The 12,680-nt window shown below is 52.5% G+C and carries 11 protein-coding genes; 6 read left to right on the forward strand and 5 right to left on the reverse strand.

What is annotated here, in order from left to right:
* Nucleotides 1-81 precede the first annotated feature (81 nt).
* The gene (locus H8L32_RS13770) at nt 82-2,097 is read right to left on the reverse strand and encodes an NADPH-dependent 2,4-dienoyl-CoA reductase (RefSeq protein ID WP_186947808.1); all 2,016 of its coding nucleotides are present in this window, start codon (nt 2,095-2,097) and stop codon (nt 82-84) included.
* 169 nt (nt 2,098-2,266) lie between these two features.
* On the opposite strand from H8L32_RS13770, the gene H8L32_RS13775 reads away from it, so the two are divergent.
* The 4 genes from H8L32_RS13775 to H8L32_RS13790 all read left to right on the forward strand — a co-directional run bounded on the left by H8L32_RS13775 (nt 2,267) and on the right by H8L32_RS13790 (nt 5,640).
* Nucleotides 2,267-2,800 (forward strand): PadR family transcriptional regulator, encoded by a 534-nt coding sequence (locus H8L32_RS13775; RefSeq protein WP_186947809.1) that lies wholly within the window; start codon nt 2,267-2,269, stop codon nt 2,798-2,800.
* A 520-nt stretch (nt 2,801-3,320) separates the two neighbouring features.
* Complete coding sequence (locus H8L32_RS13780) at nt 3,321-3,794, forward strand: OsmC family peroxiredoxin (RefSeq protein ID WP_186947810.1); 474 nt, start codon at nt 3,321-3,323, stop codon at nt 3,792-3,794.
* Between the two features lie 79 nt (nt 3,795-3,873).
* Nucleotides 3,874-4,458, forward strand: coding sequence for a superoxide dismutase (locus H8L32_RS13785; protein ID WP_186947811.1), 585 nt, complete (start codon nt 3,874-3,876; stop codon nt 4,456-4,458).
* 204 nt (nt 4,459-4,662) lie between these two features.
* On the forward strand, nt 4,663-5,640 hold the full coding sequence (locus tag H8L32_RS13790) for a hypothetical protein (protein WP_186947812.1): 978 nt from the start codon (nt 4,663-4,665) through the stop codon (nt 5,638-5,640).
* 119 nt (nt 5,641-5,759) lie between these two features.
* Here H8L32_RS13790 and H8L32_RS13795 read toward each other — a convergent pair whose 3' ends face one another.
* The 3 genes from H8L32_RS13795 to H8L32_RS13805 form a co-directional block, all read right to left on the reverse strand.
* Nucleotides 5,760-6,524 (reverse strand): substrate-binding periplasmic protein, encoded by a 765-nt coding sequence (locus H8L32_RS13795; protein ID WP_186947813.1) that lies wholly within the window; start codon nt 6,522-6,524, stop codon nt 5,760-5,762.
* Between the two features lie 164 nt (nt 6,525-6,688).
* The gene (locus tag H8L32_RS13800) at nt 6,689-7,714 is read right to left on the reverse strand and encodes a PhaM family polyhydroxyalkanoate granule multifunctional regulatory protein (protein ID WP_186947814.1); all 1,026 of its coding nucleotides are present in this window, start codon (nt 7,712-7,714) and stop codon (nt 6,689-6,691) included.
* 44 nt (nt 7,715-7,758) lie between these two features.
* A complete protein-coding gene (locus H8L32_RS13805; protein WP_230412201.1) occupies nt 7,759-9,009 on the reverse strand; it encodes a branched-chain amino acid ABC transporter substrate-binding protein in 1,251 nt (416 codons plus the stop codon).
* Nucleotides 9,010-9,243: 234 nt separating this feature from the next.
* On the opposite strand from H8L32_RS13805, the gene H8L32_RS13810 reads away from it, so the two are divergent.
* Both H8L32_RS13810 and H8L32_RS13815 read left to right on the forward strand, forming a co-directional pair.
* On the forward strand, nt 9,244-10,392 hold the full coding sequence (locus H8L32_RS13810; protein WP_186947816.1) for a DUF3108 domain-containing protein: 1,149 nt from the start codon (nt 9,244-9,246) through the stop codon (nt 10,390-10,392).
* A 2-nt stretch (nt 10,393-10,394) separates the two neighbouring features.
* Nucleotides 10,395-11,150 (forward strand): DUF3108 domain-containing protein, encoded by a 756-nt coding sequence (locus tag H8L32_RS13815; protein WP_329605185.1) that lies wholly within the window; start codon nt 10,395-10,397, stop codon nt 11,148-11,150.
* A 46-nt stretch (nt 11,151-11,196) separates the two neighbouring features.
* On the opposite strand, the gene H8L32_RS13820 is transcribed toward H8L32_RS13815, so the two are convergent.
* Entirely contained in the window at nt 11,197-12,633 is a 1,437-nt protein-coding gene (locus H8L32_RS13820) for a bifunctional serine/threonine-protein kinase/universal stress protein (RefSeq protein WP_186947818.1), read from the reverse strand.
* Nucleotides 12,634-12,680 lie beyond the last annotated feature (47 nt).

A 12,680-nucleotide genomic window follows, 5' to 3' on the forward strand; every position in this document is an offset into this window, starting at 1 on the left:
AACATGCAAAGAATTGTTTTTACCTTTCTTTTGCTTTTCTCTGTGCCTCTGTGCCTCTGTGGTGAGAGGTCTTCCTCGAATTTAAATCGTTGCAGCCAATCGTGTCCCCTGATTGATCGCCCGTTTGGCGTCCAGTTCAGCAGCCACGTCGGCACCGCCGATCAGGTGTACTGGCTTGCCTGCAGCTTCCAGTGCGGCTTGCAATTCGCGCCTCGGCTCCTGGCCTGCGCATAGGATCACGTTATCCACCGGAATCAGTTTCTGTACCCCGTCCACGGTCACATGCAAACCGGCATCATCCACCTTGTCATAGCTGACACCGGCAATCATCTGCACTTCACGGTTTTTCAGGCCGGTGCGATGTATCCAGCCTGTGGTTTTGCCCAGGCCATCACCGACCTTGGAGGTCTTGCGTTGCAACAGGAAAATCTGGCGTGCCGGTTTTTCTATCTCGGCTTCACACAGGCCACCGACGTTTTTGTAATCGGTATCTACACCCCATTCAGCAAAGAATTTTTTCGGATCCAGGCTGGGGCTGGTGCCGCTATGGCTCAGGTATTCGGCAACGTCAAAACCAATACCACCAGCGCCGATGATGGCAACCATCTTGCCTACCGGTTTCTTGTCACGCAAGACATCCAGGTAGCTCAATACTTTAGGATGATCAATGCCATCAATAGCAGGTGTGCGCGGCAAGATGCCCGTCGCCAGCACCACTTCATCAAAGTCTTGCAAATCGACGGCGCTCACTTTGGTATTCAGTTTCAGTGTCACACCTGTCAGGCTGATCTGCTTGCCGAAATAACGCAGGGTTTCATAAAATTCTTCCTTGCCCGGTACTTGTTTGGCGACATTGAACTGACCACCAATTTCTGATGCTGCGTCAAACAGAGTGACTGCATGACCGCGATGCGCCGCCGTGGTAGCGAAACTCAGGCCCGCAGGGCCGGCACCAACAACCGCTATGCGTTTGGCTTTGGCCAAGGGGGCATCGATCAATTCGGTTTCGTGGCAGGCGCGCGGGTTGACCAGGCAAGATGTCACCTTGCCGCCAAAGGTATGGTCAAGACAGGCCTGGTTGCAGCCTATGCAGGTATTGATTTCATCTGATTTGCCTTGTTCAGCCTTGCGCATGAACAGCGGGTCGGCCAGCAAAGGTCGCGCCATGGAAACCATGTCGCAATAATCGTCCGCCAGCAACTGCTCTGCCACTTCCGGTGTGTTGATGCGATTGGTGGCAATCAGCGGGATATTGACATGGCCCTTGAGTTTTTTGGTCACCCAGGCAAAGGCCGCACGCGGTACCTTGGTGGCGATCGTGGGAATGCGCGCTTCGTGCCAGCCTATGCCGGTATTGATGATGGTGGCACCGGCTGCTTCTATCGCCTGCGCCAGTTGTATCACTTCATCCAGCGTCGAGCCTCCTTCAACCAGGTCCAGCATGGACAGGCGATAAATGATGATGAAATTGCTGCCTACCTTTTCACGGATGCGACGCACGATTTCAATTGGGAAACGGATGCGGTTTTCATACGTGCCACCCCATTCATCTTCGCGCTGGTTGGTGCGGGCGGCGATAAATTCATTGATCAGATACCCTTCCGAACCCATCACTTCCACGCCGTCATACCCAGCTGACTTAGCCAGCGTGGCACAGCGGACAAAGTCGGAAATGGTTTCTTCCACTTCTTCCGTCGTCAATGCATGTGGCTTGAAGGGATTGATCGGTGCCTTGATGGCGCTGGGTGCGACCAGCGTGGGCTGGTAAGAGTAACGGCCAAAATGCAGAATCTGCATGGCAATCTTGCCACCTGCTTCATGCACCGCCTGGGTAACAATTTTATGGTGCTCTGCTTCTGCCTCTGTGGTCAGCATGGCACCGCCATGCATGGGACGCGCTCTTTCATTCGGCGCGATACCGCCAGTAACAATCAGCGCTACACCACCGCGTGCACGTTCTGCATAAAACACCGCCATTCGTTCAAAACCATTGTCCACCTCTTCCAGCCCTACGTGCATGGAACCCATTAACAGGCGATTCGGCAAAGTGGTAAAGCCGAGATCGAGTGGCTTTGTCAGGTGAGGATAAAATGACATGGCTTTTCCTTAGATATGAGGGTGTAGCTATAAGAATTCACAGGCATACAAAACTTCTTGCAAGCAACTATATGCAACTGAGTGCATATAAGAATAGCGAAACAAATTTGTTTATGCAACCAGTTGCATATAAAATGCATGAAAACCACACCGTATACCCACTCTAAATATGTCCTTGCCCCATGCCCTGCTGACATCCATTGCTGAAAAACCCTGCTCCGGCTATGACCTGGCAAGACGTTTCGACAAATCCATAGGCTATTTCTGGCATGCCACCCACCAGCAAATCTACAGGGAACTGGCACGCATGGAAACCCAGGGCTGGGTGATATCCAAAGAAGTGGAAGGTGGTCGTGCGGGCAAGAAATTATTTGATATCCAGGCTGCTGGCCGGGAAGAATTGAAACGCTGGGCAAGCGAAAACAGCATTCCCATGCGTTGGCGTGACGATATGATGGTCAAACTAAGGGCCGATGCGGCTATCGGCCCACTCGGTCTGGAAGAAGAGTTTGAACGCCGCCTGCAAATGCATGAACAGGAATTACAAAACTACAGAAACATAGAACAGCGCGATTTCAGCAACCCGCAGTTGTCACGCGAAGCACAACTTCGCTACCTGATCCTGAAAGCCGGCATCACCTTTGAGCAGAGCCGGGTGCAATGGACCAAAGAGGCCCTGCAAGTTCTGCGCAACACTTTCTAGAACCCATGCCATGGTCACGTCATTAACAGGAATACGTCCCCTGCATTGCCAGATGTTGCGCCAATGGAATTTCACTTGGGCCGTGGTCGTTGCATATGCGCCTGTGTAGCCTGCAATCGCCCTGAGCGCAATTCACTGACGGCCTTGGCCACTGCGATTACCACATTGCGCGTTTCATACACTTTATGCGCTTCAGGGGCTGGGCTTTGGTGCCAATACACCGCAGCAACAATGATCACGGCATGGACAACAGTTCAGCGCCTATAGATTTCTGCCATCCAGTCATTGGCCTGATTCAGCATATGATTGACGAATCAAGCCACCACAAACATCACCGTCAGCAACATTAAAAAATCGCCTGAAAAATTTTCCGTGTGTTAGCGAACAGATGCGTTTCCGGCAGAGGCATAGTCTATTGTCAAATTCAAAATTCGTGATCAGGAACAAAACGGTACAAACCGAATTTTTGCGTACCTGATCAAGCTGGTTTATTTCATACATCCACAGAAGAGGATCTGCCATGACCGAAAAAACTGCACACATACATTGGGAAGGTTCAGGCAAAACTGCCGTAGGAAATATCAGCACCGAGACCGGTGCTTTGAAGGATTATCCCTATGGCTTCGCCAGTCGTTTTGAAGACGACAGGCGTGGTAGTAACCCGGAAGAATTATTGGCTGCCGCCCATGCTGCCTGCTTCACCATGGCATTTTCTTTTGCCTGTGAAAAGGCGGGCTGGAAGACCACAGAGATCGATACCAGGGCCAGCATCCGCTTATCGAAACAGGGTGAGGGCTTTGTGATTGATCACATTCAACTGACGATGGAAGCCTCTATCGCCGGTATAAATGATGCTCAATTTCAGGAAATCGCAGCAATGGCAAAACGGGATTGTCCTTTGTCGAAGGCACTTGCCAGTGTTCCTGAGATAGCACTGCAAGCGACACTGCGGACAACACTGCAGACGACAGTGCAAACAAATACCACTCCGTAAAATCACCCGTCATACGTAAATGCTGCAAAGTGAAAACTGCGCAGCAAACGCCGTCAGGAAAAACCCGGAAGGAACTATCATGCTACATACTTTACCCGAACTGCCCTATGCAATGGATGCATTGCAGCCACACATTTCAAAGGAAACTCTGGAGTATCACTACGGCAAACATCACCTTGCCTATGTGACGAACCTGAATGCCCTGATCAAGGATACAGAATTTGCCGATGCGTCATTGGAAAATATCATCAAGAAATCAACCGGCAGCATATTCAATAACGCTGCACAGGTGTGGAACCACAATTTTTACTGGCAAAGCCTGACGCCGGGCGGTGGTGGTGTCGCCACCGGTGCGCTGGGAGATGCCATCACTGCGCAGTGGGGTTCATTTGAGAAATTCAAGCAGGAATTTACACAATCCTGTATCAGTAATTTTGGCTCGGGCTGGACATGGTTGCTGAAACGTTTTGACGGCTCACTGGCCATTGCCAATACCTCAAACGCAGCCACACCATTGGTCGGTGTCGACAAGCCATTGCTGACATGCGATGTCTGGGAACATGCCTACTATATCGACTACCGCAATCAACGCCCGGCCTATCTGGAAGCCTACTGGAGTCTGGTGAACTGGGATTTCGTTGCGGCAAATTTTGCTGAAGCTTAAACAAACCCCAATGCTTTAGCAAAGTAGTCTCAATAGTACAAGTCTGCTTACATCTTGTTGCGCATGAATGCAAATCATACAACTATTTAATTGACATGGTTTTGCCTCCCATGCCAACATCCCTTGGCCTTGCCTTTGATATTGCATCTGGTAGTGCACCATAGGTATTGATGCAACCACCTTCTCAAGACATCCAGTGAGCACATGAAAAAAACTCTTTCTTTTAAAACTCTGAGCCTGTTATCAGTAAGCCTGTCCTGCATGGCAGCCCCCGTGCTGGCGGCGGATTACAATCCCTATCCCAAAGCCGGTGTTTATGATGCCAGCGATAATGGTTTTGAGCGTCTGCTGACGGTAAAGCCCGACGGCAAATTCACACTGGAAGTTTCTGAAAAAGGCAAGTCAGGTAATTTGCGCAGCGGCTCTGGCGAAGGAAAACTGGCTGATGCACCCGGCGGCTGGAATTTTAGCGAAGGCCGTTGCAATATGACTTTGAAACGTGCCGCCGGCGGCATGCAATTGCATGTGGAAACCTGCGCCAGCGCCTGGGGTGACGTGCCGTTTGACGGCAAATACAAATATCAAGGTGAAGAAGTAGCCGCAGCACCAGCCAAACCTGCGCCTGCAGCCGTCGCTGCACCAGCACCTAAAGCAGCTACGCCAGCTCCTGCCGCAAGCACCATGCCCGCCCCTGCTGCTGAGCCCGCTGGCGCGGCTACAATGGCCACCAGCACGATCTCACTGTCGCGCAAGGAATGGAAAGATAAATGGGGCATGGTTACGGCCGAATTCATCACTGGCCACTTTGTGCAGGTATTGGCACAACGCTCCAGTGACAACCCGACAGGACCAGGACTTGATCATTATTCAAATGCCGCAGTTATTGTCGATACCATTAACGACTATGAAAAGGCCAGTGCTGCAGAAATGGCAAAACCGCCGTTGAAACAGTACACACTTCCTTTGCCGGTTGTCACCGCCAAAGAAGGCGTGAAATTTGAAACTGAATGCAGTTATGGCAAATCTGCCATGGCCTTTGTAATCAGTGTCGACAGCTATGGAAAAGGGAATATTCTCAGCCGCAAGCGTGTCAGTGGCTGGATGCTGGATAGCAAGCTGCAACTGACTGAAGTCAAGCCCGCCAGCAAGGTCAAGTGCCCACAAACAAGCGCTTTCTATTGAAGAGCCCTTGCAAGCGCTATCATAAAAATTTGAATTGGACACCTGCGGTGTCCTTTCATGACAATGCGCCATTCTTGTAGAACTCATTTCATCCAATAGGGATGAAATGAGTTCTGGCCTTATCTGTATCTGGCTTCGATCGCAGCTACCGTGCCATCCTGTTCCATGGCTTTCAACATGCGGTTGAGTTGATTGACCTTGCTCTGCGACATGCTGGCGTGGCATGCCAGATACATCTCTACCTGATGAAAATCAAACAGGGGAATAATGTCATCACTGAGTTTTTGTTCCTTCAATATGGCCATGCCCAGCAGTCTGCCGGTTGCCCAGAAATCAAAACGTTCATACAGCAACTTGCGCGGATTATCAGAATCCACATTTGCAAGTTCTGACCGGAAACCCTTCAGCGCCAGAAAATCACCAACGGCCGCTTTGCGATACGCACCGATGACATAGGGCTTTAACTGTTCCAGCGATGTCGGGCGACGGCTGTCATCTGCGCGGGCAAAGATGGTCCAGATATTTTTCTTGATCAGCGGGCCTATCCATTTGAATCTGGATTCACGTTCTGCTGTCCTGGTGGTAGAGAAAATGCAGGTATTGGGGTCGCTGCGTGCCATTTGCAGGGCACGCGACCAGGGATAGGCACTGATGGTATAAGGCGTGTCGGAACGACGCATGATTTCAAGCACCTTGTCAGTGGATATACCTGTCACTTCACCGGTGGCGGGTTTGACGAAGTTATAGGGAGGATAATGCTCGGTCACCAGGTTCAATACCGGAACGGATGCTTGCCCTTCGGGAGGAGCGGGTTGCGACAGCACCGGATAAGAAATCACTACACCTGCCAGCCAGACCAATACAGCCAATAATCCACCACGCATGCCTTCTCCCAATTACCCCATTGCATCGCATCTCATTTATATATCATCATTGTCTGCACGACAGTTTGTCGCACATCAAACCGGCATACTATCCGTTAGTCATGTCTGCTTAATGACTAACTTGTTGACTAGCTTGTAGAGTAACTAAGTGACTAACTGAGTGACTACTTGCCAGTGCTCGTGCGGCTTGTTTTACCTGGTGTTTTGTTAGCCGATTTGCCTGCTGCCTTTGTCGCTGCTTTTGGCGCTGGCTTTGGCGCTGGCTTTGGCGCTGGCTTTGGCGCTGACTTCAAGGCTGGCTTTGCAGCAGGCTTAACGGGCTTGGCAGCAGCCTTGGCTACTGTCCTGGTTGTGCTTTTTGCCTTGCTGGCAGCAGTTGCCCTGGCTGCCTTGCCTGGTGTAGCCGCCGTTTTTTCTTTAGTCGTCTGGCGTGCTGAACGGGGTTTGCCTGCCGTTGTACTTGCAGTTGCAGCCTGAGGAGCAGCATCCGCCTTGATCTCGCTTGGTTCGCCTTCCAGAGCCTTGCTGACCGCCTGCTTGAACTGTTCCTGCAACAAGCCCCACCATGCAGCAGGATTGGCGAACTGGGCGCTGGCGTCGGATTGCGTCGTTGTTTTTTCTGCGGTCTTGTCTGACAGCTTTTCGGTAGATGATTGTTCCGGCTTTTCTTCGGCGTCTTCTTTTTCCTCGCTGGAGGCAGTTGTTACTGTTTCTGGTGGCATGTCGTCCAGCGATTCGTCGGCTTCTTCATCCGGATCTGGTTCTTTGGCTGCGGTCGGGTGCATGGGCCAGTCGGCATTGCTGGTACTGGTAGCACTGGCAGTTGCGCCGGGTGTGCCGGCTGCATGGGTATGACCGGCAGCACTGAAACTAGCCGTGGCCTGCTCGGCCATGGCACCGGCCTGTTGTGCATGCTGGGCAAAGCTTTCGCCCAGGGACTGCAAGGCGGCGATGGTGGCACGTTGCACTTCCAGCGTCTGTATGGTCCCGCGCAGCATATTCATGTTGACGGTGAGCCAGGATTCCACGGTCTTCAGATCCTGGATTTTTTTATCCAGTTCATCCAGCGACATGGGCGGTGCCACCATACCCGGCACCTGCATGCTACCCCAGAGTCTTTTTACAAAAGAAAGCGTATCGCCCATGGCATTCATGCCGGGGATTTCAGTACCAGAAAATGGATTACTCATGAGTTTCTTCCTTTGGTTTTTCCAGCAGCTACAAATAGGGATACTTACATCCTGGTCATCTTGCATGAGGTCGGCAGCGCCGTCAATCGCGCATCGAAATAACGCTCGGTCTTGAAGCCGTAACCACTGCCTTCATTATCGAAGCGCACGCCACTCTCTCCCTTTTTTTGCATGACGGAGACATACAGAGGCTGTATCAGTTGGTGGTCTTCGGCACGCATGAGTGCATTGTGAAACGCATTCTTGTACTGTGCGCCTTCCATGGCACGGGCAACGGCAGCCGCTTCGGTGGATCTGGCTTTTTCTATGGCAGAGGCCAGCATCTCTATCATGACTTGCATGCGCAGATGTACATAATCGTCGCGGGGATCAGGATAACGCTGGCGGAACTGGCTGTAAAACGCATCACTGTCTGTGCCACCGGCATTCGGATGCCATTCAGCAACCGCACGGACCCGGCCTATGCCAGCATCAGCAATGGCTGCGGGTGCGCCCAGGCCATTGCCATAAAAAGTATAAAACTTCAGCACCATGCCAGCATCTTTGGCGGCTTTTACCAGCAGGCTGAGATCATTGCCCCAGTTGCCGGTAATCACTGCATCGGCACCATTGGCTTTGATCTTGGCGACATAGGGGGCGAAGTCCTTGATCTTGCCTATGGGGTGCAGGTCATCACCGACGATGCTGATATCCGGGCGTTTTTCAGCCAGCATGTTGCGTGCCGACCTGGCAACCTGGCGTCCAAAGCTGTAATCCTGGCCTATCAGGTAGATTTTCTTTGCGCGGCTGTCGTCCTTGATGACTTCGGTCAAAACATGCATGCGCATATCGGCACTGGCATCAAAACGAAAATGCCAGTAGCTGCATTTTTCGTTGGTCAATACCGGGTCTACCGCTGAATAATTAAAAAACAATACACGGTTATCCGGCGTGCGCTGATTATGCTTGTTGATGGCATCCACCAGCGCCAGCGCAACGGCTGAGCTATTTCCCTGCACCACAAAAGGAATATGCTGATCGGTCAGATGTTTGAGCGCCGTCAGGGATTCTTCCACGCCCTGTTTATTGTCGAAACTGCTCAGTACCAGTTTGTGCTGACCATCAGGCAGGCGCACGCCACCACGGGCGTTCACGCGGTCTATGGCGATTTGCAGATTTCTTTGGACTGCTTCACCGGCATTGCTAAATGCGCCACTGAGACCATCGATCATGCCTATGCGTACCGGCGGCAAGGCTTTGGCACCGCCATTTGCCTGCGGTGTTTGCGCTGCGGCCAAAGCTGTAGTCAAATTCATGGCCAAATTTGTGCTCAGCAGCAGGGCGGCAAACATGGCTAGTCTGGAATATGATTTCTTTAGTATTAACATTCAAATTTCCTTACAGAATACGCGCACATCACTATGCATGAGAAAATGTGACGCATTCTGCACGACACGATTCATTGTTTCTTGCAATAAAGATAGCATTCTACCCTCTTGCTGGCGTAGTCCGGTCATCCTTATGCTGACTGCCGCGTTTACTATTTTGTGATGAGCCAAACTTTTAAACCTGTAAACTATAGCTTGCCCAGTTCCCTGCTAAACCGGCAGAGCCTGGCATTTTGTGCCCTGGCCCTGCTGTTGCACCTGCTCGTGCTGTTTAATCTGAACAGCACGCCAGTGGCTGTCAAACCCTTGCTGGCTGAACAAATGGTGCGGGTACAGTTGCGTGAGAGTGTCGCTGCGACGCCCGCACAGGCACAGGCAAACCCCGCAGCTTCAATGAAAAAGACCAGACCGGCATCAACCGTCTCTGGCACGCGCACCACGCCATACAGGCAGATACAGGATGAACCGGCATCTATACTGCCTGAGGTCATGGAAAAAACCCGTGTGCCCGTGCCAGATACGGCGACGCTGCTGACAGCCAATACGCCGCCTATCGAAGTCGCCAGGGAAACCCCGCCGGCTCCGGCCCCCTACCCCACTCAGCCCACGGTAGAAGCTGAAGCGGCCTATGCAGTGCGGCCACCACCGTCTGGTGCCATCCTGATGCGTATCGTGCGGACGGAAAATAATCGCCACCCCGTGAATGGTCAGGGTGAAATACACTGGGATTTCGAAAACGGGTTATACAAAATGCGCGTAGAAGCATCGCTGAACCTGCTGATTACTTCACTGAATTTGTATACCCTGCGTAGCGAAGGCAAACAGGACAGCTATGGTATCGCCCCAACACTCAGTACCGAAACCAGACGCAACCGGAGTGAAACCGCGACCCATTTCAATCAGGATGAACGTACCGTCAGTTTTTCTTCATCGAATAAAACCAGCACCGTCAACCAGGGGGTGCAGGACAAGGCCAGTGTACTGATGCAACTGGCTGGCATCGCCTATGCCAATCCTGACAAATTTCAGGCCGGACGCGAAATCAGGCTGCAAGTTGCGGAAGACCGGGATGTCAGCAATTTCGTCTTCGTCATCACCGGACAGGAAGAGATCGATACTCCCATGGGCAAAATCATAACCTGGCACGTGAACCGCCCGCCACGACCTGGCTCCTACAATTCCAGACTGGAAATCTGGCTGGCACCAGTCTATAACTGGTATCCGGTACAGATACGCAATACGGAAAGCAATGGTGCCATCACCACCCAGACGGCCAACAAGATAATCAGCAGTAAAAACATAGAAAGATGACCATGCGTGCAATTTCCCTCCTGATAAGCAGTCTGTTGCTGGCAACAGCCAGCCTGAGCAACGCTGCCCAGAGCACACAAAGTAATGAAGCGGCGGTAAAACATGCCTATAAACTGCCGCCACCGGCAGAGCTGCAATACAGTATCAAGGCGCGTCAGAGTGGCCTGTCACTCAGCGGTTCGGCATCGGTAAAATGGCAGTACACTGACCAGAAATACAGCATCGTGACTGAAACCCGCGCCATGCTGATTGGCAAGATACTCGATGCCAGCAGTCAGGGTGTAATCGACGACTACGGCCTGGCACCGGAAAAATTTGTCGAAAAACGCTTTGGCAAACCCGCCACCACGACCAGCTTTGAGCGTGACAGCAAAACCCTGCGTTTTACTGCGTCCACTGAAACTTATACCCTCAAAGGTGGCGAACAGGACCGCACCAGCGCCAGCTGGCAACTGATCTCCATGGCCCGCGCCGCCGGCGACAATTTCAAGGCTGGTACGGAATGGAAAATGTTCGTTGCAGGCAGACGTGATGCCGACCCCTGGACCTTCAAGGTCATAGGCCCGGCCACCATCAAGACCCCGATGGGCGAACTGGCTGTCATCCATGTCACCAAGGCTCCACCGGCTGACTCCAAAGACCAGCAGCTTGAATTATGGCTGGCACCTGGCATGGAATGGTATCCGGTGCGCTTGAAGTTCAGCGATGCTGACGGTGATTTTGTCGATCAGGTTCTGGAAAGCGTAAAGAAAAACTAGAACTCATTTCATAGATAGGGATGAGTTCCAAGCATTGATTGCATGCTTATTTGTCTTGCGCCTTGACGACGGTGACCGTGCATTCGGCTTCGGCCACCACCTGCGCCGATACGCTGCCCAGATAGCGGCGCAAGGCCGAACTGCCGCGTGAACCGATGATGACGTGGTCAACCCGGTTACTGTGTGCATAATCCACAATGGCAGCCGCCGGGTCAGGTGCTTCCAGTACATGGAAGGTGATTTTATCGGGGTTCAGGTTCAAGGGACGGGCCCAGTGTTTCAGGTCCACCAGCTGTTTAACATGAATGTTTTCGCCCTGCTGTATCAGGCTGTCGTCCATCCCTATGCGGCTGGTTTTGCGTATCGTCAGGCACGCCAGGCGTGCGCCCGGCTCGGTCTGTAACATGCGCCGGGTGATGCTGCGCAGGCTTTCTGCCAGGGCTTCCGAACCGCGATTCAAGTCCAGTGCCACCACAATAATCGGGGCCTTGGCCAATTGTTCCGACACGCTGTGGGTAGGTAAAGGTTCGGCACCAGAGACCTGAAAACGTCGTTTCAACACCGACAGATACCCATCCTGGCTTTGCTTTTCTGCCCGGCCTGTCAGTTGTATCTGGTCTGGATGCTGCAATAAGAAAGCCAGTTGGGCAGCGGTGTCAAAGCGTGCCTGCGCATCCACCTCCAGACAGCGCAAGATCACTTCCTGCAACCACAATGGCAGGTCTGGCCTATGGCTGCGTGGTGGAATGGGATCACGATACAGGCGCTTTTTCAAGCCAGCTACCGAGGTCGGATGACCAAAGGGTCTTTCGCCGGTTGCCAGGTGATACAGCAACACGCCCAGCGAAAACAAATCACTGCGCGGCTCATTGCGTATCCCCACGACTTGTTCGGGCGAGATATACGGGCCGGTGCCCAACGGCAGGCGGAATTCTTCATCCAGCAAATCCGGCAAGCGATCATGGCGTGACAGGCCAAAGTCGATCAGCACGGCCGTACCATCCGGGCGGAACATGATGTTGCTGGGTTTGATATCAAGATGGATCACATGCTGCCTGTGCAGATCTTGCAGGGCATGGGCAACCCTGATGCCGATATCCACCACCTCATCGACTGGCAAGGGAGCCTGCTCAAAACGGCTGCGTAAAGAGGTACCGGCAATCTGTTCCATGACGATATACGGCTGGGCATCAAAATCACCTGCAGCAAAATAGCGTGGCACATGATGGCCCCTGAGCTTAGGCATGATCATCTGCTCGACTTCAAACGCAACAATCGCAGTCGGGTCTTCACTGGAATACAGCAGGGGCACCTTCATGATCAGCGGAAATGACTGATCGGTATCCAGCGTTGCCGGATGCCGGTCGCGCAGATCGCTGACACGCCACAATGCGGCCATACCACCGGTGTGCAGCTTTTCTTCGAGGCGATAACCATCGAATTCCATGCCGGTCTGCAGGGCGTGCGGACTGCCTGGACTCATCGTACCTGCTCTTGTCTGCGCATGATATGCATACTGGCCCTGTGCGT

Source organism: Undibacterium hunanense (genome assembly GCF_014284335.1).
Taxonomy (GTDB): domain Bacteria; phylum Pseudomonadota; class Gammaproteobacteria; order Burkholderiales; family Burkholderiaceae_D; genus Undibacterium; species Undibacterium hunanense.

What these genes read in the sequence shown, in the direction of transcription:
- H8L32_RS13770 (WP_186947808.1), bottom strand. Translation starts at nt 2,097, where the DNA reads ATGTCATTTTATCCTCACCTGACAAAGCCACTCGATCTCGGCTTTACC.
- H8L32_RS13775 (WP_186947809.1), top strand. Translation starts at nt 2,267, where the DNA reads ATGTCCTTGCCCCATGCCCTGCTGACATCCATTGCTGAAAAACCCTGC.
- H8L32_RS13780 (WP_186947810.1), top strand. Translation starts at nt 3,321, where the DNA reads ATGACCGAAAAAACTGCACACATACATTGGGAAGGTTCAGGCAAAACT.
- H8L32_RS13785 (WP_186947811.1), top strand. Translation starts at nt 3,874, where the DNA reads ATGCTACATACTTTACCCGAACTGCCCTATGCAATGGATGCATTGCAG.
- H8L32_RS13790 (WP_186947812.1), top strand. Translation starts at nt 4,663, where the DNA reads ATGAAAAAAACTCTTTCTTTTAAAACTCTGAGCCTGTTATCAGTAAGC.
- H8L32_RS13795 (WP_186947813.1), bottom strand. Translation starts at nt 6,524, where the DNA reads ATGCGTGGTGGATTATTGGCTGTATTGGTCTGGCTGGCAGGTGTAGTG.
- H8L32_RS13800 (WP_186947814.1), bottom strand. Translation starts at nt 7,714, where the DNA reads ATGAGTAATCCATTTTCTGGTACTGAAATCCCCGGCATGAATGCCATG.
- H8L32_RS13805 (WP_230412201.1), bottom strand. Translation starts at nt 9,009, where the DNA reads ATGAATTTGACTACAGCTTTGGCCGCAGCGCAAACACCGCAGGCAAAT.
- H8L32_RS13810 (WP_186947816.1), top strand. Translation starts at nt 9,244, where the DNA reads ATGAGCCAAACTTTTAAACCTGTAAACTATAGCTTGCCCAGTTCCCTG.
- H8L32_RS13815 (WP_329605185.1), top strand. Translation starts at nt 10,395, where the DNA reads ATGCGTGCAATTTCCCTCCTGATAAGCAGTCTGTTGCTGGCAACAGCC.
- H8L32_RS13820 (WP_186947818.1), bottom strand. Translation starts at nt 12,633, where the DNA reads ATGAGTCCAGGCAGTCCGCACGCCCTGCAGACCGGCATGGAATTCGAT.